This is a genomic window from Staphylococcus sp. EG-SA-18, from assembly GCF_017151825.1.
GTDB lineage: Bacteria > Bacillota > Bacilli > Staphylococcales > Staphylococcaceae > Staphylococcus > Staphylococcus aureus.
Map to the genome: position 1 here is coordinate 26,448 of NZ_JACYVY010000010.1, position 23,517 is coordinate 49,964.

Genomic DNA, 23,517 nt, shown 5'->3' on the forward strand with positions numbered 1-23,517 from the left:
ATCGGTATTTGAGGCACTTTGATAGTGCTCAAAAATACTTCTATAAACTTTATGATATAATAGGTCGGTTCAAAACCTTTGTGTTCTTGGCCGGCCTCTTCTTGTATTTTATGTTAGAATGAGATATAAAGTTAAACTGAAAGAAGGCTTAAAATGATATATAGTATTACAGAAATAGAAGCGCGTTATGCTGAAACTGATAAGATGGGTGTAATTTATCACGGGAATTATGCAACTTGGTTTGAAGTTGCGCGGTTGGATTATATATCGAAGTTAGGTTTTAGTTATGCTGATATGGAAAAACAAGGAATCATTTCACCTGTGACTGACCTCAATGTCAATTATAAAAAGTCTATTTTTTATCCAGAAAAAGTTAAAGTTAAAACTTGGGTTGAAAAATATTCGAGATTACGTTCAGTGTATAAATATGAGATTTTTAATGAAAAAGGTGAACTTGCAACTACAGGTTCCACAGAATTGATTTGCATTAAAGAAGATACTTTTAAGCCTATACGGTTGGATCGTTATTTCCCAGATTGGCATGAAGCTTATAGTAAAGTGCAAACGCTCAATAATGAAGGGAAAACAGTAGAGATAATGGATGATATTGATTCTTTATAAGTTACTGTAAATGTTTGGAGAGGCAATATTAACAATTAATCTATAAAAAATAGCCAATACGTTAACATTAATGTAATTAGCGTGAAGATAAGCTAATATATAGCAAAAACGAACTTGTTCATACAACATCAGATGTGCTAAACCAAAGTACAACTTCCGAGGTTCAGGACACATCAGAATGTGTAAACAAGTTCGTTTTATTTTAGTTATTTTGTGGAATAAGAAATTTCATCTTCGTGATCAACTACATTTACAATAATGTGGTCATCTTCAAAGTACCACAAATCTTTTTCCGCTACGACAACATTTAAATCGTCATATTGTTGTTCATAGCCAATATCAACATCTTCCTTTGGTTCAACTGTAAAAGCAGGACTAAATCCTTGCTTGAGTTGGAATTCGCCACCATATCTTACAAAAAACACGAGCACTTTATTATTTTCAGGCAACTCAAGTTCATTTTTAAACCAAGTTACTGCTGCATCAGTAAGTTCTATTTGCATAACAATGACCTCCTATATTTATTACAGAATGGGAGTGGGCCAACTTGTATTATTTGTGGAATTTCTTATCGAAATTCTCTGTGTTGGAGCCCACCCCAACCTGCTCATTATTGTAAGCTGAATTTCCATAAGCTTCTATGTTGGGACCCCCGACCAGAATTGAAAAAACCTAGTTATAAGCGCATTTTGTTCGGTTAACTACAGCTAATATAACATTGTGGAGCCTATGACATTGATTTATGTCTCGGTCTCAAATGTTCTTGTAAAAAACTAAGTATAGTTGAATTTTAAGTTAAAAAAATTGTTTTTGCAAAAATAAAATAATCCATCAACTGCAAAAAAATATGCAATGATGGACTAATGTCAAAAAATTGTTACATCCATTTTATTTTAGGTTCTTCGCCTCTAAAAATCCTTGCGATATTAGAGCGATGTCTAATTATCAATATGATTGAAACTAAGAAACTAACGACTAATAAAATATAGTCTTGAATGATAAGCGAGCCAATCACACAGCAAATTGCTGCAACGATACTTGCTAAAGAAACATATTTAAAAATCTTCAATACAATAAAGAAGATAATTGCAAGTATTAGTAAAAGTATCGGATTGACTCCCAAGACGACACCTGCACTAGTTGCAACAGCTTTGCCACCTTGGAATTTTAAATAAACAGGATAAACGTGTCCAAGTATAGCGAATAAGCCAACAATTAAACCATTTGTAAAAAAAGTACTAATAGGGCCATCTGCGTGAACTGGTAACCATAAAGGGAAGAAAACAGTTATGAACCCTTTGAAAATATCTAGAAATGTTACCAAGAATCCTGCAGGACGACCTAATACTCTAAAGCTATTAGTAGCGCCAGTATTACCACTACCAAATTGTCTAATATCTTTTTTGAAAAATAATTTTCCAATTACGAATCCACTTGGGAAAGCGCCGATAAGATAACTTAGTAGTAACATGACGATTATCATCATAAATATTACACATCCTTTAATATCTTAGGACTATTTTATCATATTCGTTTAAATTACGGCTAAAAATTTTAAAAACGGGGATTAATATATGGAATTAAGCTATGAAAGTTAATTGATACTTGCATTTTACGCTGATTTATATAAGAATAACTATTGTATAGTTTTAAAAACGAACGTACGTTTGCAGGAGGCGAAATCATTGGCAATGAATAAACAAAATAATTATTCAGATGATTCAATACAGGTTTTAGAGGGGTTAGAAGCAGTTCGTAAAAGACCTGGTATGTATATTGGATCAACTGATAAACGGGGATTACATCATCTAGTATATGAAATTGTCGATAACTCCGTCGATGAAGTATTGAATGGTTACGGTAACGAAATAGATGTAACAATTAATAAAGATGGTAGTATTTCTATAGAAGATAATGGACGTGGTATGCCAACAGGTATACATAAATCAGGTAAACCGACAGTCGAAGTTATCTTTACTGTTTTACATGCAGGAGGTAAATTTGGACAAGGCGGCTATAAAACTTCAGGTGGTCTTCACGGTGTTGGTGCTTCAGTTGTAAATGCATTGAGTGAATGGCTTGAAGTTGAAATCCATCGAGATGGTAATATATATCATCAAAGTTTTAAAAACGGTGGTTCGCCATCTTCTGGTTTAGTGAAAAAAGGTAAAACTAAGAAAACAGGTACCAAAGTAACATTTAAACCTGATGACACAATTTTTAAAGCATCTACATCATTTAATTTTGATGTTTTAAGCGAACGACTACAAGAGTCTGCGTTCTTATTGAAAAATTTAAAAATAACGCTTAATGATTTACGCAGTGGTAAAGAGCGTCAAGAGCATTACCATTATGAAGAAGGAATCAAAGAGTTTGTTAGTTATGTCAATGAAGGAAAAGAAGTTTTGCATGACGTGGCTACATTTTCAGGTGAAGCAAATGGTATAGAGGTAGACGTAGCTTTCCAATATAATGATCAATATTCAGAAAGTATTTTAAGTTTTGTAAATAATGTACGTACTAAAGATGGTGGTACACATGAAGTTGGTTTTAAAACAGCAATGACACGTGTATTTAATGATTATGCACGTCGTATTAATGAACTTAAAACAAAAGATAAAAACTTAGATGGTAATGATATTCGTGAAGGTTTAACAGCTGTTGTGTCTGTACGTATTCCAGAAGAATTATTACAATTTGAAGGACAAACGAAATCTAAATTGGGTACTTCTGAAGCTAGAAGTGCTGTTGATTCAGTTGTTGCAGACAAATTGCCATTCTATTTAGAAGAAAAAGGACAATTGTCTAAATCACTTGTGAAAAAAGCGATTAAAGCACAACAAGCAAGGGAAGCTGCACGTAAAGCTCGTGAAGATGCTCGTTCAGGTAAGAAAAACAAGCGTAAAGACACTTTGCTATCTGGTAAATTAACACCTGCACAAAGTAAAAACACTGAAAAAAATGAATTGTATTTAGTCGAAGGTGATTCTGCGGGAGGTTCAGCAAAACTTGGACGAGACCGCAAATTCCAAGCGATATTACCATTACGTGGTAAGGTAATTAATACAGAGAAAGCACGTCTAGAAGATATTTTTAAAAATGAAGAAATTAATACAATTATCCACACAATCGGGGCAGGCGTTGGTACTGACTTTAAAATTGAAGATAGTAATTATAATCGTGTAATTATTATGACTGATGCTGATACTGATGGTGCGCATATTCAAGTGCTATTGTTAACATTCTTCTTCAAATATATGAAACCGCTTGTTCAAGCAGATCGTGTATTTATTGCTTTACCTCCACTTTATAAATTGGAAAAAGGTAAAGGCAAAACAAAGCGAGTTGAATACGCTTGGACAGACGAAGAGCTTAATAAATTACAAAAAGAACTTGGTAAAGGCTTCACGTTACAACGTTACAAAGGTTTGGGTGAGATGAACCCTGAACAATTATGGGAAACGACGATGAACCCAGAAACACGAACTTTAATTCGTGTACAAGTTGAAGATGAAGTGCGTTCATCTAAACGTGTAACAACATTAATGGGTGACAAAGTACAACCTAGACGTGAATGGATTGAAAAGCATGTTGAGTTTGGTATGCAAGAGGACCAAAGTATTTTAGATAATTCTGAAGTACAAGTGCTTGAAAATGATCAATTTGATGAGGAGGAAATCTAGTGAGTGAAATAATTCAAGATTTATCACTTGAAGATGTTTTAGGTGATCGCTTTGGAAGATATAGTAAATATATTATTCAAGAGCGTGCATTGCCAGATGTTCGTGATGGTTTAAAACCAGTACAACGTCGTATTTTATATGCAATGTATTCAAGTGGTAATACACACGATAAAAATTTCCGTAAAAGTGCGAAAACAGTCGGTGATGTTATTGGTCAATATCATCCACATGGAGACTCCTCAGTGTACGAAGCAATGGTCCGTTTAAGTCAAGACTGGAAGTTACGACATGTCTTAATAGAAATGCATGGTAATAATGGTAGTATCGATAATGATCCGCCAGCGGCAATGCGTTACACTGAAGCTAAGTTAAGCTTACTAGCTGAAGAGTTATTACGTGATATTAATAAAGAGACAGTTTCTTTCATTCCAAACTATGATGATACGACACTCGAACCAATGGTATTGCCATCAAGATTTCCTAACTTACTAGTGAATGGTTCTACAGGTATATCTGCAGGTTACGCGACAGATATACCACCACATAATTTAGCTGAAGTGATTCAAGCAACACTTAAATATATTGATAATCCGGATATTACAGTCAATCAATTAATGAAATATATTAAAGGTCCTGATTTTCCAACTGGTGGTATTATTCAAGGTATTGATGGTATTAAAAAAGCTTATGAATCAGGTAAAGGTAGAATTATAGTTCGTTCTAAAGTTGAAGAAGAAACTTTACGCAATGGACGTAAACAGTTAATTATTACTGAAATTCCATATGAAGTGAACAAAAGTAGCTTAGTAAAACGTATCGATGAATTACGTGCTGACAAAAAAGTCGATGGTATCGTTGAAGTACGTGATGAAACTGATAGAACTGGTTTACGAATAGCAATTGAATTGAAAAAAGATGTGAACAGTGAATCAATCAAAAATTATCTTTATAAAAACTCTGATTTACAGATTTCATATAATTTCAACATGGTCGCTATTAGTGATGGTCGTCCAAAATTGATGGGTATTCGTCAAATTATAGATAGTTATTTGAATCACCAAATTGAGGTTGTTGCAAATAGAACGAAGTTTGAATTAGATAATGCAGAAAAACGTATGCATATCGTTGAAGGTTTGATTAAAGCGTTGTCAATTTTAGATAAAGTAATCGAATTGATTCGTAGCTCTAAAAACAAGCGTGACGCTAAAGAAAACCTTATCGAAGTATACGAGTTCACAGAAGAACAGGCTGAAGCAATTGTAATGTTACAGTTATATCGTTTAACAAACACTGATATAGTTGCGCTTGAAGGTGAACATAAAGAACTTGAAGCATTAATCAAACAATTACGTCATATTCTTGATAACCATGATGCATTATTGAATGTCATAAAAGAAGAATTGAATGAAATTAAAAAGAAATTCAAATCTGAACGACTGTCTTTAATTGAAGCAGAAATTGAAGAAATTAAAATTGACAAAGAAGTTATGGTGCCTAGTGAAGAAGTTATTTTAAGTATGACACGTCATGGATATATTAAACGTACTTCTATTCGTAGCTTTAATGCTAGCGGTGTTGAAGATATTGGTTTAAAAGATGGTGACAGTTTACTTAAACATCAAGAAGTAAATACGCAAGATACCGTACTAGTATTTACAAATAAAGGTCGTTATCTATTTATACCGGTTCATAAATTAGCAGATATTCGTTGGAAAGAATTGGGACAACATGTATCACAAATAGTTCCTATCGAAGAAGATGAAGTGGTTATTAATGTCTTTAATGAAAAGGACTTTAATACAGATGCATTTTATGTTTTTGCGACTCAAAATGGCATGATTAAGAAAAGTACAGTGCCTCTATTTAAAACAACGCGTTTTAATAAACCTTTAATTGCTACTAAAGTTAAAGAAAATGATGATTTGATTAGTGTTATGCGCTTTGAAAAAGATCAATTAATTACCGTCATTACTAATAAAGGTATGTCATTAACGTATAATACAAGTGAACTATCAGATACCGGATTAAGGGCAGCTGGTGTTAAATCAATAAATCTTAAAGCTGAAGATTTCGTTGTTATGACAGAAGGTGTTTCTGAAAATGATACTATATTGATGGCCACACAACGCGGCTCGTTAAAACGTATTAGTTTTAAAATCTTACAAGTTGCTAAAAGAGCACAACGTGGAATAACTTTATTAAAAGAATTAAAGAAAAATCCACATCGTATTGTAGCTGCACATGTAGTGACAGGTGAACATAGTCAATATACATTATATTCAAAATCAAATGAAGAACATGGTTTAATTAATGATATTCATAAATCTGAACAATATACAAATGGCTCATTCATTGTAGATACAGATGATTTTGGTGAAGTAATAGACATGTATATTAGCTAAAAACTATATGCAATCACGAAATTAAATGATAAAATACAGTAATGTTAAATTTTGACTAAATTCAAGGGATTTATATTAAATGCTGACCAAGTACTTATCGTTAAATTAGCGATATACTTTGACCAAACTAATATAAATCTCTTGTATTGTATAAGAAATGATGATGTATCTCTATATTTACTGAAGTTTCAATTCGGTCTAATTTTATAGAAGGTACATGATTCATGTAGAGGATGCGAGGGGTTTATTTTGAAAGATTTCGATAGTTTAATTCCTGGATGGTTTAAAGAATTTGTCCATGTTGGTACCGATTTAATATGGTCTCAATATTTAATTGGTCTATTATTGACAGCTGGATTCTTCTTTACAATTAGTTCTAAATTCGTCCAATTACGAATGTTACCTGAAATGTTTGGAGCTTTAGTAGAACGTCCAGAAACTTTAGAAGATGGTAAGAAGGGTATTTCGCCATTCCAAGCATTTGCGATTAGTGCTGGTTCGAGAGTTGGTACTGGTAATATTGCTGGTGTTGCGACTGCGATTGTTTTAGGCGGTCCAGGTGCAGTGTTTTGGATGTGGGTTATTGCATTTATAGGTGCAGCGAGTGCATTTATAGAAGCGACTTTGGCTCAGGTTTATAAAGTACATGATAAAGATGGTGGATTCCGTGGTGGTCCAGCTTACTATATTACTAAAGGTTTAAATCAAAAATGGCTAGGTATCGTATTTGCGATTTTAATTACAATTACATTTGCATTTGTATTTAACACAGTGCAATCTAATACAATTGCGGAGTCGTTAAATACGCAATATAATATTAGTCCAGTAATCACAGGTATTATTTTAGCAATCGTAACAGCTATTATTATATTTGGTGGTGTACGTAGTATTGCTACGTTATCTTCGTTAATTGTACCGATTATGGCTATCATTTACATTGGTATGGTTTTAGTAATATTGCTATTTAATTTAGATCAAATTGTTCCTATGATAGGTACGATTATTAAAAGTGCATTTGGTATCGAACAAGTAACTGGTGGCGCTGTAGGTGCTGCGGTTCTTCAAGGTATCAAACGTGGTTTATTCTCTAACGAAGCTGGTATGGGTTCTGCGCCGAATGCAGCGGCAACTGCTGCCGTACCACACCCTGTTAAGCAAGGTTTAATCCAATCATTAGGTGTGTTCTTTGATACAATGTTGGTTTGTACAGCAACTGCAATCATGATTTTACTATATTCAGGACTGAAATTTGGTGATAACGCACCTCAAGGTGTTGCAGTTACTCAATCAGCACTTAATGAGCATTTAGGTTCTGCTGGAGGTATTTTCTTAACAATAGCAGTTACACTGTTTGCATTTTCATCTGTGGTAGGTAATTACTATTACGGTCAATCTAATATTGAATTTTTATCAACAAACCGTGTAATATTATTTATCTTTAGATGTCTTGTTGTAGTACTTGTCTTTGTCGGTGCAGTTGTAAAAACAGAAACAGTATGGAATACGGCAGACTTATTTATGGGCTTAATGGCAATTGTAAACATTATTTCCATTATAGGACTGTCCAATGTAGCTTTTGCATTGATGAAAGATTATCAAAAGCAGAAAAAAGAAGGCAAGAACCCTGTCTTTAAACCTGAAAACTTAGAAATTAACTTATTTGGAATTAGTGCTTGGGGCGCTAACAAATATAAGAACTCTGATAAATAAATATTTTTAATGTAACGATTCATTATATAAAAATCAAATAAACCCTGAGGTTTTCAAATTAAAGCGAAAATCTCAGGGTTTTAAATTTGTACTCAATAATCATCTGTATCATTACACTAGTTAATCTAAGATTTGATTATATATTAATATAGTAAGGTTGAGATTTATTTCCTCCATTGGTGTGCAAAGACTATACCATTGATAAGACATATTGTTGGATAGATGAATATAAATTTATTTTAGCTTTGCACAATTTAATAGTACGTTTTAGTTTGTATTGAGTATTAATTCAGATAATATATAAATAAATAGAATTATTTGTAAATATGGGAGTCAGATTTTTTTATTATAGTTATTCCACTTTGAGAGGCATCGAAATTAAATTAAGATATATCATATAGGATAGGCGTGTAATAGAACACAAGTATTTAAATTATTATACTTTCAAGTTAGACATTTCCGATATATAATCTTAATAATAGAAAAATAGGTGATGATAATGGGAGAATATATTGTTACTAAAACATTGAACAACAATGTCGTAGTATGTACTAATAATGATCAAGAAGTTATTTTAATCGGTAAAGGTATTGGTTTTAACAAAAAAGAGGGAATGGCGTTAAACGACCAAACTATTACAATAGAGAAAATTTATAAATTAGAGAGTGAGCAACAAAAAGCACATTATAAAAGTTTAGTTGAAATCGCTGATGATAATGTATTACAAGTAATTATTGATTCGTTGAATTTTATTTCTAATACTGCGATGAATGTTGATTCAAAACAACTTGTAGTTTCATTAACGGATCATATTATATTTGCTTATAAACGCTTAAAACAAAATCAAGTTATTAGCAATCCATTTGTTATGGAAACTATGCAGTTATATAGTGATGCATATCATATTGCTAAACAGGTGATTGATCAGTTAAATGCAGCATTAGATGTACATTTTCCTGAAGATGAGATAGGATTTATTGCATTACATATTGCATCTAATACAGAAGATTTATCTATGCATGAGATGACCTTGATCAATAATGTTATTAAAAAAGGTATAGATATCATTGAATCAGACCTTGTGACAACTGTTGATAAGGAATCATTACAATACCAACGTTTTATAAGGCACGTACAATTTTTAATTCGCCGATTAAGAAGAAAAGAATATATACATGCACAAGATGATTTTGTGTCTATGATTAAAAATCACTATCCGATTTGCTATAACACAGCATATAAAATTTTAACTATGATACAAAAACAATTTGATGTTAATATCAGTGAGTCTGAAATTATATATTTAACATTACACATTCATCATTTTGAAGAAAGGATTAATCAATCCTAAATTAAGTGTATTACACGGGCGTTTCGTTACTGTAAAGGGTATTTGTATGGTATCATTGATGTTAGTAATTTTACATAAGTGGACTGTTTTTATACAACATCTTATGAATATTTTAAGTGGTGGTGAATCTATAATTGAATGAAAATGAAAAGAATATAAGAAAGAATTTTTTAAAATTTACCGAATCACGGTATATGAAGTTTGTTGGTGGGAATGATTTAGTCTTCTCATTAATAGCGCTAGTATTGTTGGGTATTGTTATTTTTATTTTCGAAAAAGTATCATATGTTTTTGATCCTTTTATCATCGTTTTTAAGACGATAGCAGCACCTATCATCGTCTCTTTAATTCTATTCTATCTATTTAACCCAATCGTAAATATGATGGAACGTTATAGAATACCAAGAGTTGCAGGTATTTCTATTATTTATCTAGCTGTAGTAGGTGTTATTACGTTAATTGTTAATTTATTGATACCTATTATTGGTTCGCAAGTAGATAGTTTAGTTAAAAATTCACCGCAATATCTAGAAAAATTAATTAATTCTATTGATAAAATAGCAAATAATACGTTTTTCTCTTCGTATTATAGTCAAATTAATGATTGGTTAAATTCTTTACCTAAGAAAATACCATCTATGTTAAGTGAATTTACAGATGGCTTTGGGTCTAAAATTGCAACGTTTGCAGAAACGATTGCTAATATTGGCGTTGTGATTGTCACAACACCATTTGTACTATTCTTTATGCTTAAAGATGGACATCACTTCAAAGAATTTTCAACGAATATTATGCCACCGAAATTCCGAAAAGATTTTCATGATCTACTTGAAAAAATGAGTGTTCAAGTTGGTTCATACATTCAAGGACAAATTATCGTTTCATTCTGTATCGGTATACTGTTGTTTATCGGTTATTCGGTTATCGGGTTGAAATATAGCTTAGTATTAGCTAGTATTGCGGCAGTTACAAGTGTTGTACCATATTTAGGGCCTACTATAGCGATTTCTCCAGCTATTGTAATAGCTGCTATAACATCGCCGTGGATGCTCTTAAAATTAGCAGTAGTATGGACTTTAGTACAATTTGTTGAAGGGCACTTCATTTCACCAAATATCATGGGTAAAACACTTAAGATTCATCCACTTACAATCATTTTCATTTTACTGTGTGCAGGCAAATTGCTTGGTATTGTAGGCGTTATTTTAGGTATTCCGGGATATGCTATTTTAAAAGTATTAGTTACTCATTTATTCCAATTATTTAAACGTCGATACAATCGTTTCTATGGTAATGATGTAGGTGAATATGATATTAAAGAAAGTAATAAAATAGTTGAATAAGTAATAAAAAATACCAATGACTATATGTTTGTTGGTATTTTTTATGGTGCTTATAATGTTGGGCAGTTACATTTATGATTATCAGCACATGTTTAGCTTATAAATTTTTACGAAAGTTTAGCCGTTTATAAAGCACATGCATAATGAAACGAGTATTTGCCACTTGATTAGTACTTCATTATTATGTCGAAAATAAAAACAAGTGGTATTTTTAATATATTAAGAAGCACTCATAATCGGCTGTTAATTAATAATATTTTTCATAAGTATTGATTCATCATTTTCTTTATGTTAAATATGAATCAGTATAGATAACCATATTGTTCTGTTTGAGATAGAAATATTTTCTATTTACTTCTTAATACAGATATCAATATGACAAAAGTGTTATATAAATCAAAGGTAAATGATATGCTATTTTTATGGTTTATATGATATATTTTGATTTATAACAGAAATAATTAGAATTGATGTGAAAAAATGAATCAGGAAGTTAAAAACAAAATATTTTCAATCTTAAAAATTACGTTTGCTACAGCTTTATTTATTTTTGTAGTAATCACATTGTATCGGGAGTTATCTGGTATTAACTTTAAAGATACGTTGGTTGAATTTAGTAAGATTAACCGTATGTCCTTAGTTTTACTATTTATTGGTGGTGGGGCATCGCTTGTTATTCTATCAATGTATGATGTGATTTTATCTAGAGCTTTAAAAATGGATATATCCTTAGGCAAAGTTTTAAGAGTAAGTTATATCATCAATGCATTGAATGCGATTGTAGGTTTCGGTGGCTTTATTGGTGCAGGCGTTAGAGCTATGGTTTATAAAAACTATACGCATGATAAAAAGAAATTAGTTCACTTTATATCCTTAATACTTATTTCAATGTTGACAGGTTTAAGCTTATTATCATTGTTAATTGTATTCCATGTTTTCGATGCATCTTTAATTTTAGATAAGATTACATGGGTAAGATGGGTATTATATGTAGTGTCATTTTTCTTACCATTATTCATTATTTATTCAATGGTTAGACCACCTGATAAAAACAATCGTTTTGTAGGATTGTACTGCACTTTAGTGTCGTGTGTTGAATGGTTAGCAGCTGCAGTTGTATTATATTTCTGTGGTGTAATTGTTGACGCTCATGTATCATTCATGTCCTTTATTGCAATATTTATCATTGCTGCATTATCAGGTTTAGTCAGCTTTATTCCTGGTGGTTTCGGCGCTTTCGATTTAGTTGTATTACTAGGATTTAAAACTTTAGGTGTCCCTGAGGAAAAAGTATTATTAATGCTACTTCTATATCGTTTTGCGTACTATTTTGTACCGGTAATTATTGCATTAATTTTATCATCATTTGAATTTGGTACATCAGCTAAGAAGTACATTGAGGGATCTAAATACTTTATTCCTGCTAAAGATGTTACGTCATTTTTAATGTCTTATCAAAAGGATATTATTGCTAAAATTCCATCATTATCATTAGCAATTTTAGTATTCTTTACAAGTATGATCTTTTTTGTAAATAACTTAACGATTGTTTACGATGCTTTATATGATGGAAATCACTTAACGTATTATATTCTATTGGCAATTCATACTAGTGCTTGTTTATTACTTTTACTGAATGTAGTTGGTATTTATAAGCAAAGTAGACGTGCCATCATCTTTGCTATGATTTCAATTTTATTAATCACAGTGGCGACATTCTTCACTTACGCTTCATATATTTTAATAACATGGTTAGCTATTATTTTTGTTCTGCTTATTGTAGCTTTCCGTAGAGCACGTAGGTTGAAACGCCCAGTAAGAATGAGAAATATAGTTGCAATGCTTTTATTCAGTTTATTTATTTTATATGTTAACCATATATTTATTGCTGGAACGTTATATGCATTAGATATTTATACGATTGAAATGCATACATCTGTATTGCGCTATTACTTCTGGCTTACGATTTTAATCATCGCTATCATCATAGGTATGATTGCATGGTTGTTTGATTATCAATTTAGCAAAGTACGCATTTCTTCTAAAATTGAAGATTGCGAGGAGATTATTAATCAGTATGGCGGTAATTATTTGAGTCACTTGATATATAGTGGTGACAAGCAGTTTTTCACTAATGAAAATAAAACAGCATTTTTAATGTATCGTTATAAAGCAAGTTCATTAGTGGTTCTTGGAGATCCGTTAGGTGATGAAAATGCCTTTGATGAATTGTTAGAAGCATTCTATAATTACGCTGAGTATTTAGGCTATGATGTTATATTCTATCAAGTTACAGATCAACACATGCCTTTATATCATAATTTCGGTAACCAATTTTTCAAATTAGGTGAAGAAGCAATTATTGATTTAACGCAATTTTCAACTTCAGGTAAAAAACGCCGTGGATTTAGAGCGACTTTAAACAAATTCGATGAACTTAATATTTCATTCGAAATTATTGAACCACCGTTTTCAACTGAATTTATAAATGAACTTCAACATGTAAGTGATTTATGGCTAGATAATCGTCAGGAAATGCATTTCTCTGTGGGTCAATTTAATGAAGAATACTTATCTAAAGCGCCAATTGGTGTAATGCGAAATGAAGAAAATGAAGTAATTGCATTTTGTAGTTTAATGCCAACATACTTTAATGATGCCATTTCAGTCGATTTAATTAGATGGTTGCCAGAGTTAGATTTACCATTAATGGATGGTCTATACTTGCATATGTTACTTTGGAGTAAAGAACAAGGTTATACAAAATTTAATATGGGTATGGCAACGTTATCGAACGTTGGTCAATTGCATTATTCATATTTAAGAGAACGACTTGCAGGCCGTGTCTTTGAACATTTCAACGGTCTATATCGTTTCCAAGGATTACGTCGTTATAAATCTAAATATAATCCGAATTGGGAACCACGCTTTTTAGTTTATCGTAAAGATAATTCGCTTTGGGAATCACTTTCTAAAGTAATGCGTGTAATACGTCACAAATAATTAAAATCCAAGTGCTAAGAGGTATACAGTTATGCCTGAAGCGCTTGGATTTTTTGGTTTCTATAAAGAATGATTTATAAAAAACGGTACAGATAAGAATATTTAAGTTTCCTATCTGTACCGTATTTTAATATTGAAATGAGCTTAAGTTAAGTCGCCTAACTTTTATTATCAGTCCAATCAGTTTCATCAAGTATAAATGTTATTGCTTATTTTTGTATTCTTGGCGTATTTTTTGTTCTTCTGCATAGCGCTCTGGATTTTTCTTATAAAAATCTTGGTGATAGTCTTCGGCTTTGTAAAATTGTGACGCGGGTAATATTTTTGTTGCAATTGCCTTATCAGCATTAATCGTATTTTTAAGCTGCTCGATATAAGTCTCAGCGAGTTCTTTTTGATGATCATTAGTGTAGAAAATAGCTGTTTGATATTGAGGACCACGGTCTTGATATTGACCCCCTGTATCTAATGGGTCAATGACTGAGAAAAATATTTCTAATAACTTATTGTATGAGAATAATGCAACATCATATTGAATTTCAACAGTTTCTAAATGACCACTCGTACCTGATTTTACTTGTTCGTAAGTAGGATTTTCAATATGTCCGCCCATATATCCAGAAGTTACTTTTTCTATGCCGTCAAAGGTGTCAAATGGTTTCGTCATACACCAAAAGCAACCTCCGGCAAAATAAGCTGTATTAATATTCATTTTTGACATCCTTTCATTAGACCTTAGTACGATTTATTAAGAAATCACTTGCTTTTTGAATTGTTTTTATATAACGTTAATATGTGATTATTATAGTACACAAAAATCTATTTTTGAAGATATAAGGTAGGTAAATATGGATAAAGAAACTAATGACAACGAATATAGACGTCAAAGTGAACATCGCACTTCGGCGCCTAAGCGAAAAAAGAAGAAGAAAATTAGGAAATTACCTATCATTCTTCTGATTGTTGTAATTTTACTTATCGCATTAGTTGTATATATTGTGCATAGTTACAATAGCGGTGTAGAATATGCCAAGAAACATGCGAAAGATGTTAAAGTACATCAATTTAATGGACCAGTAAAAAATGATGGTAAAATTTCTATTCTTGTACTCGGTGCAGATAAAGCACAAGGTGGACAATCAAGAACAGATTCTATCATGGTTGTTCAATATGACTTTATCAATAAAAAGATGAAAATGATGTCTGTCATGCGTGATATTTATGCAGATATTCCAGGATATGGAAAACACAAAATTAATTCAGCATACGCTTTAGGTGGTCCAGAGCTACTTAGAAAAACACTTGATAAAAATTTAGGAATTAATCCTGAATATTATGCAGTAGTTGATTTTACTGGATTTGAGAAAATGATTGATGAATTAATGCCAGAAGGTGTACCAATTAATGTCGAAAAGGATATGTCGAAAAATATTGGTGTATCTTTGAAAAAGGGTAACCATAGGTTGAATGGTAAAGAATTACTTGGTTATGCAAGATTCCGTCACGACCCTGAAGGTGACTTCGGACGCGTGCGACGTCAGCAACAAGTGATGCAAACATTGAAAAAAGAAATGGTTAATTTTAGAACAGTTGTTAAATTACCAAAAGTTGCAGGTATTTTAAGAGGCTATGTGAATACAAACATTCCTGATTCAGGGATTTTCCAAACAGGTTTGAGTTTTGGTATCCGAGGTGAAAAAGATGTTAAGTCATTGACTGTGCCAATCAAGAACTCATACGAAGATGTCAATACAAATACTGATGGTAGTGCATTACAGATTAATAAAAACACAAATAAACAAGCTATTAAAGACTTTTTAGATGAAGATTAAAAATAAACAAGGCGATTTCTATCATACTCAGATAGAAGTCGCCTTGTTCGTTTTCAAAGAATTAATTGGCATGCATCTTATGAAGAATTATTGATCTGACTTTCTTACGCCAGCCACACCATAATGGTTTGGTTTCATTTCTTCTATAACAACGTGAATTGCTTGTCTATTTGCCCCCGTTGTTTTTTCTACGGCGTCAGTTACTTCGCTAACTAAATTTTTTAATTGTTCATCCGAACGACCTTCTAATAATTTTACATTGACGATTGGCATTATCCAAACCTCCTAATCATTATTAATTTGAGTATATCATGTAATACTTAAAAATTCATTTGCAAAATAACAGAACGTTTGTTCTAAAATAGTTGAAATGGAACACGTGTTCGTATATAATGAGATTCAAGTAAGGGAGGAATAACAGTGTATAATTATCATTTATTAGAAGATAGGGATGTTCTATGTATTGACCAAAAAAGTTTTTTTGCGAGTGTTTCTTGTATTGAAAAGGGGCTAGATCCATTAGAAACAAAGCTAGCTGTTGTTGCAGATACTAAGCGTCAGGGTTCTGTAATATTGGCTGCGACACCTAAATTAAAAGAATTAGGCATCAAGACAGGGTCGCGATTGTTTGAAATACCACATAGAAATGATATTTACATTATCAATCCAAGTATGCGTAAATATCTTAATGTTTCAGTTGCTATTTCTAAGATTGCATTGCGTTATATTCCACCTGAAGATTTACACCAATATAGTATTGACGAATTTTTTATGGATGTTACTGATAGCTATCATAGATTTAGTTCTACAGTACATGCATTTTGCGAAAGACTTAAACGTGAAATTTATGAAGAAACAGGCATTTATTGTACTGTGGGCATTGGTTCTAATATGTTATTAAGTAAAATTGCTATGGATGTTGAAGCGAAGCATAGTCAAAATGGTATAGCTGAATGGCGATATCAAGATGTACCAACGAAATTATGGCCAATTCAGCCCTTGCGAGATTTTTGGGGTATTAATCGTCGAACAGAAGCCAAATTGAATAAAAGAGGAATTTTTACTATAGGAGATTTAGCGAAATATCCATATAAATTTTTAAAAAAAGAGTTCGGTATTTTAGGTGTTGATATGCATCTACATGCGAATGGGATAGATCAGAGTAAAGTACGTGAAAAGCACAAGATCAGCAATCCATCGATATGCAAAAGTCAAATATTAATGAGAGATTATCATTTTGATGAAGCAAAAGTAGTAATGCAAGAGTTAATTGAAGATGTTGCTAGCAGAGTTCGAGCAAGAAAAAAAGTGGCAAGAACGATACATTTTGCCTTTGGCTATAGTGATGAAGGCGGTGTACATAAGCAATATACTTTGAAAGATCCAACAAACTTAGAAAAAGATATTTATAAAGTAGTAATGCATTTCGCAGATAAATTATGTAATAAACAAGCACTATATCGTACGCTAAGTATATCTTTGAGTCAATTTATTAATGAGGATGAGCGACAGTTAAGTCTGTTTGAAGATGAATACCAACGCAAACGTGACGAATGTCTAGCTAAAACGATAGACCAATTACATTTGAAATACGGCAAAGGTATTGTGTCCAAAGCAGTATCGTTTACAGAAGCAGGTACAAAACACGGCAGATTAGGTTTAATGGCTGGACATAAAATGTAATGACTATACGGTTTAAGTAATATATAACTGTGATTCGTATAAAATAAGTCTCTAAAGATAAATATTTCATATATCACAATAGATTTCACAATAATATCTAAGAATACATGGAATTTATCAAAAGAGACTTAATAATTATTGGATATAACAATCAAAATCACTCAATGCTTGCATACCGCGTTCTCGGTCAGTAGGGTTTTTGAAACTAATTTTTAAAGCACCGTATATATCTTCGCGTACTTCTAAGATTCTTAAGTTGCTTATAGATATGTTATGTAAACTCAGGATATAAGTCACTTTACTTATCATACCTGATTCATCCGGAATGTCTACATATAGATCATACGCAGTATTTAGTCCACCTAGTTGTTTAGCGGGTAGTGCGTCGCGATACGATTTAGCTTGGGCAAAAAATGATAACAATTTTTCAGAATCATTGCTTTCAATTAGTCTTTCTAAATCTTGAAACTGACTTTTTAGCTGTCGAATCATTTCTAAAATATACGTTTTATTACTCAAGGTGATATCTTTCCACATTTGTGCATTACTACTAGCTATACGAGTGATATCACGAAAACCACCAGCTGCAAGTTTATTAACTAAATGATGTTCTTGACCGTTCTTTTGACTAACATGAACTAAACTAGATGCAACGATATGAGGTAAATGACTTACGACGCTTGTTACGTAGTCGTGTTCTTCAGCAGTAGTTACAATAAATTTAGCAAGAGTAGGTGATAACAGTTCTTTTAACGTGTTTGCTGCTTGCTCATTTCTTGGCTCATTGTAGACTAAAATATAATAAGCGTTTTCAAATAAGTGCTTTTTAGCATTTAGTACACCAGATTTATGACTACCAGCCATTGGATGACCACTGACTAAATGAATATTATGCTTTAATAAATTGCATTCGTGTTGCTGTATCATTGCTTTAGTACTACCAGTATCAGAAACAATAACACCAGGTTTAGTTGGCATATCTATAAGCTCGCTAAGATATTTATTTGTGATAGCAACAGGTGTTGCATAAATAATTACATCGGCTTTTTTAATAGCTTCACTATAATTTAAACATTTTTCATTAATAATGCCGATTGATTTAGCTTTATCTAACTGAGAAGTATCTGCATCGTATGCAATAATATTAGTATTAGGGTTATGGTATTTTATATTGCTAGCAAGACTTCCACCAATTAATCCAAGCCCAACAAATAAAACTGTTGTCATATAAATCACCTTATTTCGAAATTTTCAGAATAATAACATTGTAAATGAGCTGTTGACACAGTGCAATAGTAAATAAAAATCGATAATAGCATTAATAGATAAACGGAGATAAATCATCTACAATAAAGAGTATAGTAACACAATGGCAACGGAGGGGTAAATCAATGGAACCAATATTAGAAATGATTAAAACATTAACAGGTATTAATAGTCCTTCAGGAGACACAGAAGAAGCAATTCAATTTGTCGAAAAATATGCAAAAGACTTGGGTTATCAAACAACACTAACAAATAAAGGTGCGTTATTAATAACAGTGCCAGGCAAAAATGATGAAGTACAACGCTGTATTACTGCTCATGTTGATACTTTAGGTGCAATGGTTAAAGAAATTAAAGAAGATGGTCGCTTAGCAATAGAATTAATTGGAGGATTCACGTATAACGCGATTGAGGGTGAATATTGCCAAATTAAAACTGATGCTGGTCAAATATATACAGGAACAATTTGTCTGCATGAAACAAGTGTTCATGTATATAGAAATAATCATGAAATACCTAGAGATCAAAAGCATATGGAAATAAGAATTGATGAAGTAACTACATCAGAAGAAGATACAAAGAGTTTAGGTATTTCAGTAGGTGATTTTGTTAGCTTTGATCCACGTACAGTTATCACGTCATCAGGTTTTATTAAATCTCGTCATTTAGATGATAAAGCTAGCGTAGCGATTATACTACAATTACTAAAGAAATTAAAAGAAGAGCAAATAATATTACCACATACAACGCAATTTTATATTTCTAATAACGAAGAAATAGGTTACGGTGCAAATGCATCAATTGATTCGAAAATCAAAGAATATATTGCATTAGATATGGGCGCGTTGGGAGACGGTCAAGCATCGGATGAATATACAGTTTCTATTTGTGCCAAAGATGCTTCAGGTCCATATCATAAGCAATTGAAATCGCACCTAGTTAATCTTTGCAAAATAAATAACATTCCATATAAAGTCGACATATATCCATATTATGGTTCAGATGCTTCAGCAGCTTTACATGCTGGTGCGGATATCAGACATGGTTTATTTGGCGCTGGCATTGAATCATCTCATGCAATGGAACGAACACATATTGATTCTATTAAAGCGACAGAGAAATTACTATATGCATATTGCTTATCACCAATTGAGTAAACAATTAGTGTTGACAAATGTGAACGACCTATGTAATATAATGAACTATAAAAATAATTAGAATTTTCTAAAGAAATAGTAGCAGATATGAAACGTAGCAAATAGAAAGCTAATGGGTGATGGGAATTAGCACGCCATATCTTGTGAATTGGACTTTGGAAAACAATTGAATGAGTTTTGAAAGTGAACATGAATTATGTTAACTAAGGTGGCACCACGGTAACGCGTCCTTACAGGTATATGCGTTATGTGGTGTCTTTTTATTTAGACAAAATGTAGTAGTTAATTAAAGGTAGCAACAGAAAGTTAGTGGATGATGTGAACTAACACCGAGATTAATGAAATTGGGTTTTGTCTGCAACAGAAAAATTATATATAGTAAAGAGTGAACTATGAATATTTCGAATATTCGGTTAATTTAGGTGGTACCACGCGTCAGCGTCCTTTATATTGATAAGGATGCTGACGCTTTTTTGAAAGGAGCGTATAGAATGGATATATTTTATAAAAAAATAAAAGCAAATGTAACGCCAGAAGTTTTAGCACAACTTCATTCCAAGAAGATCATTTTGGAAAGTACAAATCAACAACAAACTAAAGGTCGCTATTCAGTTGTTATTTTTGATATTTATGGCACTTTAACTTTAGATAATGATGTATTATCAGTAAGCACTTTAAAAGAATCGTATCAAATCAGTGAAAGACCGTACCATTATTTAACGACTAAAATAAATGAAGACTACCATAATATTCAAGATGAGCAACTTAAGTCATTACCGTTTATATCTGGATATGTTGGGACGTGTAGCTTTGATTTAGTAAGACATGAATTTCCTAAATTGCAATCAATACAATTAGAAGATCACAAGCAGCACGATGTAAGGTTATATATGGTTGAACAAGTTTATGTATTTGACCATTACAAAGATGAGTTATATATCATCGCGACGAATCAATTTTCAAATTCAACAAAATCAGATCTTGAGAATCGAGTTAATAAGTCTATCGAAGACTTAACTAAAATCCAACCATTCATGCCTACACAAGATTTTGATTTTAAAACTAAAGAAATTCAATCAAACATTTCTGAAGAAAGATTTATCGAAATGATTCAGTATTTCAAAGAGAAAATAACAGAAGGGGATATGTTTCAAGTTGTGCCATCAAGAATTTACAAATATGCGCATCATGCTAGTCAGCATTTAAATCAACTTTCGTTTCAACTGTATCAAAATTTAAAACGACAAAACCCAAGTCCATATATGTATTATCTTAATATCGATCAACCATATATTGTCGGTAGTTCTCCCGAAAGTTTCGTAAGTGTCAAAGATCAAATTGTAACAACTAATCCTATTGCAGGTACGATTCAACGTGGTGAGACGACACAAATAGATAATGAGAATATGAAACAACTACTTAATGATCCAAAAGAATGCAGCGAACATCGTATGCTAGTTGATTTAGGGCGTAATGATATTCATAGAGTAAGTAAAATCGGTACCTCAAAAATTACTAAATTAATGGTTATTGAAAAATATGAACATGTTATGCATATCGTAAGTGAAGTCACAGGTAAAATAAATCAAAATTTATCGCCAATGACAGTTATTGCGAATTTATTACCAACAGGTACCGTTTCAGGTGCACCAAAATTACGTGCAATTGAAAGAATATATGAACAATATCCACATAAACGGGGCGTTTATAGTGGTGGTGTTGGATACATAAATTGTAATCATAACTTAGATTTTGCATTAGCAATTCGAACGATGATGATAGATGAGCAGTATATCAACGTAGAAGCTGGTTGTGGCGTTGTATATGATTCTATTCCTGAAAAAGAACTGAATGAAACGAAATTGAAAGCTAAAAGCTTATTGGAGGTGAGCCCATGATCTTAGTTGTAGATAATTATGATTCCTTTACATATAACCTAGTGGATATTGTTGCTCAACATACTGACGTCATTGTTCAATACCCTGATGATGATAATGTGCTGAATCAATCGGTGGACGCTGTTATTATATCTCCTGGTCCAGGGCATCCATTAGACGATCAACAGTTGATGAAAATCATATCAACCTATCAACACAAACCCATTTTAGGTATATGTTTAGGGGCTCAGGCACTGACTTGTTACTACGGTGGAGAAGTCATTAAAGGCGACAAGGTTATGCACGGCAAAGTTGATACACTAAAGGTTATATCGCATCATCAACATCTGTTATATCAAGATATACCAGAACAGTTTTCAATTATGAGATATCATTCATTAATAAGTAACCCTGACAATTTTCCAGAAGAATTGAAAATTACTGGACGTACCAAAGATTGTATACAGTCATTCGAGCATAAAGAAAGACCGCATTATGGTATTCAGTACCATCCTGAATCATTTGCTACAGACTATGGTGTCAAAATAATTACAAATTTCATTAATCTAGTGAAGGAAGGATGAAAACCATGACATTACTAACAAGAATAAAAACTGAAACTATATTACTTGAAAGCGACATTAAAGAGCTAATCGATATACTTATTTCTCCTAGTATTGGAACTGATATTAAATATGAATTACTTAGTTCCTATTCGGAGCGAGAAATCCAACAACAAGAATTAACATATATTGTACGTAGCTTAATTAATACAATGTATCCACATCAACCATGTTATGAAGGGGCTATGTGTGTGTGCGGCACAGGTGGTGACAAGTCAAATAGTTTCAACATTTCAACGACTGTTGCTTTTGTTGTAGCAAGTGCTGGCGTAAAAGTTATAAAACATGGTAATAAAAGTATTACCTCAAATTCAGGTAGTACGGATTTGTTAAATCAAATGAACATACAAACAACAACTGTTGATGATACACCTAACCAATTAAATGAAAAAGACCTTGTATTCATTGGTGCAACTGAATCATATCCAATCATGAAGTATATGCAACCAGTTAGAAAAATGATTGGAAAGCCTACAATATTAAACCTTGTGGGTCCATTAATTAATCCATATCACTTAACGTATCAAATGGTAGGCGTCTTTGATCCTACAAAGTTAAAGTTAGTTGCTAAAACGATTAAAGATTTAGGTAGAAAACGTGCAATCGTTTTACATGGTGCAAATGGTATGGATGAAGCAACACTATCTGGTGATAATTTGATATATGAATTGACTGAAGATGGAGAAATCAAAAATTACACATTAAATGCGACTGATTATGGTTTGAAACATGCGCCGAATAGTGATTTTAAAGGCGGTTCACCTGAAGAAAATTTAGCAATCTCCCTTAATATCTTGAATGGTAAAGATCAGTCAAGTCGACGTGATGTTGTCTTACTAAATGCGGGTTTAAGCCTTTATGTTGCAGAGAAAGTGGATACCATCGCAGAAGGCATAGAACTTGCAACTACATTGATTGATAATGGTGAAGCATTGAAAAAATACCATCAAATGAGAGGTGAATAAT

Annotated in this window: 19 protein-coding genes; 14 read left to right on the forward strand and 5 right to left on the reverse strand. The window is 32.2% G+C overall.

Annotated elements, in window-relative coordinates:
* Positions 1–153: 153 nt before the first annotated feature.
* On the forward strand, positions 154–621 hold the full coding sequence (gene menI, locus IDG66_RS03360; protein WP_000640486.1) for a 1,4-dihydroxy-2-naphthoyl-CoA hydrolase MenI: 468 nt from the start codon (positions 154–156) through the stop codon (positions 619–621).
* A 206-nt stretch (positions 622–827) separates the two neighbouring features.
* On the opposite strand, the gene IDG66_RS03365 is transcribed toward menI, so the two are convergent.
* The gene (locus IDG66_RS03365; protein WP_001165377.1) at positions 828–1,124 is read right to left on the reverse strand and encodes a HesB/YadR/YfhF family protein; all 297 of its coding nucleotides are present in this window, start codon (positions 1,122–1,124) and stop codon (positions 828–830) included.
* A 374-nt stretch (positions 1,125–1,498) separates the two neighbouring features.
* Positions 1,499–2,107: a glycerol-3-phosphate 1-O-acyltransferase PlsY gene (plsY, locus tag IDG66_RS03370; protein ID WP_000972779.1), complete on the reverse strand. Its 609-nt coding sequence runs from the start codon at positions 2,105–2,107 to the stop codon at positions 1,499–1,501.
* A 205-nt stretch (positions 2,108–2,312) separates the two neighbouring features.
* Here plsY and parE point away from each other — a divergent pair, with 205 nt between their 5' ends.
* The 7 genes from parE (at position 2,313) to mprF (ending at position 14,113) form a co-directional block, all read left to right on the forward strand.
* On the forward strand, positions 2,313–4,304 hold the full coding sequence (gene parE, locus IDG66_RS03375) for a DNA topoisomerase IV subunit B (protein ID WP_001837315.1): 1,992 nt from the start codon (positions 2,313–2,315) through the stop codon (positions 4,302–4,304).
* Positions 4,304–6,706, forward strand: a complete 2,403-nt coding sequence (parC, locus tag IDG66_RS03380; RefSeq protein ID WP_001289569.1) for a DNA topoisomerase IV subunit A — start codon at positions 4,304–4,306, stop codon at positions 6,704–6,706. Before parE ends, parC begins: the two co-directional genes overlap by 1 nt.
* A gap of 249 nt (positions 6,707–6,955) precedes the next feature.
* The gene (gene alsT, locus IDG66_RS03385; protein ID WP_103143675.1) at positions 6,956–8,416 is read left to right on the forward strand and encodes a glutamine transporter AlsT; all 1,461 of its coding nucleotides are present in this window, start codon (positions 6,956–6,958) and stop codon (positions 8,414–8,416) included.
* Between the two features lie 499 nt (positions 8,417–8,915).
* Positions 8,916–9,767, forward strand: coding sequence for a glucose PTS transporter transcription antiterminator GlcT (gene glcT / locus IDG66_RS03390; protein WP_000505015.1), 852 nt, complete (start codon positions 8,916–8,918; stop codon positions 9,765–9,767).
* The gene (locus IDG66_RS03395; protein ID WP_001788758.1) at positions 9,742–9,909 is read left to right on the forward strand and encodes a hypothetical protein; all 168 of its coding nucleotides are present in this window, start codon (positions 9,742–9,744) and stop codon (positions 9,907–9,909) included. Before glcT ends, IDG66_RS03395 begins: the two co-directional genes overlap by 26 nt.
* Positions 9,902–11,110: a cell elongation protein CozEb gene (cozEb, locus tag IDG66_RS03400; protein ID WP_001004752.1), complete on the forward strand. Its 1,209-nt coding sequence runs from the start codon at positions 9,902–9,904 to the stop codon at positions 11,108–11,110. Before IDG66_RS03395 ends, cozEb begins: the two co-directional genes overlap by 8 nt.
* Positions 11,111–11,590: 480 nt before the next feature.
* Positions 11,591–14,113, forward strand: coding sequence for a bifunctional lysylphosphatidylglycerol flippase/synthetase MprF (mprF, locus tag IDG66_RS03405; protein WP_001071152.1), 2,523 nt, complete (start codon positions 11,591–11,593; stop codon positions 14,111–14,113).
* A 202-nt stretch (positions 14,114–14,315) separates the two neighbouring features.
* Here mprF and msrA read toward each other — a convergent pair whose 3' ends face one another.
* Positions 14,316–14,825 (reverse strand): peptide-methionine (S)-S-oxide reductase MsrA, encoded by a 510-nt coding sequence (gene msrA / locus IDG66_RS03410; protein WP_001024830.1) that lies wholly within the window; start codon positions 14,823–14,825, stop codon positions 14,316–14,318.
* Positions 14,826–14,961: 136 nt separating this feature from the next.
* On the opposite strand from msrA, the gene IDG66_RS03415 reads away from it, so the two are divergent.
* On the forward strand, positions 14,962–15,945 hold the full coding sequence (locus IDG66_RS03415) for an LCP family protein (protein WP_000356975.1): 984 nt from the start codon (positions 14,962–14,964) through the stop codon (positions 15,943–15,945).
* A gap of 87 nt (positions 15,946–16,032) precedes the next feature.
* Here the strand turns inward: IDG66_RS03415 and IDG66_RS03420 are convergent, their stop codons facing one another.
* On the reverse strand, positions 16,033–16,218 hold the full coding sequence (locus tag IDG66_RS03420) for a 2-hydroxymuconate tautomerase (RefSeq protein ID WP_001123276.1): 186 nt from the start codon (positions 16,216–16,218) through the stop codon (positions 16,033–16,035).
* Between the two features lie 147 nt (positions 16,219–16,365).
* Between IDG66_RS03420 and IDG66_RS03425 the strand changes: the two genes are divergently transcribed.
* On the forward strand, positions 16,366–17,628 hold the full coding sequence (locus IDG66_RS03425; protein ID WP_000283016.1) for a Y-family DNA polymerase: 1,263 nt from the start codon (positions 16,366–16,368) through the stop codon (positions 17,626–17,628).
* A gap of 135 nt (positions 17,629–17,763) precedes the next feature.
* On the opposite strand, the gene IDG66_RS03430 is transcribed toward IDG66_RS03425, so the two are convergent.
* On the reverse strand, positions 17,764–18,855 hold the full coding sequence (locus tag IDG66_RS03430; protein ID WP_000214266.1) for a prephenate dehydrogenase: 1,092 nt from the start codon (positions 18,853–18,855) through the stop codon (positions 17,764–17,766).
* Between the two features lie 164 nt (positions 18,856–19,019).
* Here IDG66_RS03430 and IDG66_RS03435 point away from each other — a divergent pair, with 164 nt between their 5' ends.
* The 4 genes from IDG66_RS03435 (at position 19,020) to trpD (ending at position 23,516) form a co-directional block, all read left to right on the forward strand.
* Entirely contained in the window at positions 19,020–20,051 is a 1,032-nt protein-coding gene (locus tag IDG66_RS03435; protein ID WP_000433350.1) for a M42 family metallopeptidase, read from the forward strand.
* 491 nt (positions 20,052–20,542) lie between these two features.
* Complete coding sequence (locus IDG66_RS03440) at positions 20,543–21,949, forward strand: anthranilate synthase component I (RefSeq protein ID WP_000350972.1); 1,407 nt, start codon at positions 20,543–20,545, stop codon at positions 21,947–21,949.
* Positions 21,946–22,512: an anthranilate synthase component II gene (locus tag IDG66_RS03445; RefSeq protein WP_000604817.1), complete on the forward strand. Its 567-nt coding sequence runs from the start codon at positions 21,946–21,948 to the stop codon at positions 22,510–22,512. Before IDG66_RS03440 ends, IDG66_RS03445 begins: the two co-directional genes overlap by 4 nt.
* 5 nt (positions 22,513–22,517) lie before the next feature.
* Positions 22,518–23,516 carry an anthranilate phosphoribosyltransferase gene (gene trpD, locus IDG66_RS03450; protein WP_000173833.1) on the forward strand — a complete coding sequence of 333 codons (999 nt, stop codon included), beginning with the start codon at positions 22,518–22,520 and terminating at the stop codon, positions 23,514–23,516.
* Position 23,517: the final 1 nt, after the last annotated feature.

What these genes read in the sequence shown, in the direction of transcription:
- IDG66_RS03415 (WP_000356975.1), top strand. Translation starts at nt 14,962, where the DNA reads ATGGATAAAGAAACTAATGACAACGAATATAGACGTCAAAGTGAACAT.
- IDG66_RS03430 (WP_000214266.1), bottom strand. Translation starts at nt 18,855, where the DNA reads ATGACAACAGTTTTATTTGTTGGGCTTGGATTAATTGGTGGAAGTCTT.
- trpD (WP_000173833.1), top strand. Translation starts at nt 22,518, where the DNA reads ATGACATTACTAACAAGAATAAAAACTGAAACTATATTACTTGAAAGC.
- IDG66_RS03365 (WP_001165377.1), bottom strand. Translation starts at nt 1,124, where the DNA reads ATGCAAATAGAACTTACTGATGCAGCAGTAACTTGGTTTAAAAATGAA.
- IDG66_RS03420 (WP_001123276.1), bottom strand. Translation starts at nt 16,218, where the DNA reads ATGCCAATCGTCAATGTAAAATTATTAGAAGGTCGTTCGGATGAACAA.
- menI (WP_000640486.1), top strand. Translation starts at nt 154, where the DNA reads ATGATATATAGTATTACAGAAATAGAAGCGCGTTATGCTGAAACTGAT.
- IDG66_RS03440 (WP_000350972.1), top strand. Translation starts at nt 20,543, where the DNA reads ATGGATATATTTTATAAAAAAATAAAAGCAAATGTAACGCCAGAAGTT.
- mprF (WP_001071152.1), top strand. Translation starts at nt 11,591, where the DNA reads ATGAATCAGGAAGTTAAAAACAAAATATTTTCAATCTTAAAAATTACG.
- IDG66_RS03435 (WP_000433350.1), top strand. Translation starts at nt 19,020, where the DNA reads ATGGAACCAATATTAGAAATGATTAAAACATTAACAGGTATTAATAGT.
- msrA (WP_001024830.1), bottom strand. Translation starts at nt 14,825, where the DNA reads ATGAATATTAATACAGCTTATTTTGCCGGAGGTTGCTTTTGGTGTATG.
- parE (WP_001837315.1), top strand. Translation starts at nt 2,313, where the DNA reads ATGAATAAACAAAATAATTATTCAGATGATTCAATACAGGTTTTAGAG.
- IDG66_RS03445 (WP_000604817.1), top strand. Translation starts at nt 21,946, where the DNA reads ATGATCTTAGTTGTAGATAATTATGATTCCTTTACATATAACCTAGTG.
- plsY (WP_000972779.1), bottom strand. Translation starts at nt 2,107, where the DNA reads ATGATGATAATCGTCATGTTACTACTAAGTTATCTTATCGGCGCTTTC.
- glcT (WP_000505015.1), top strand. Translation starts at nt 8,916, where the DNA reads ATGGGAGAATATATTGTTACTAAAACATTGAACAACAATGTCGTAGTA.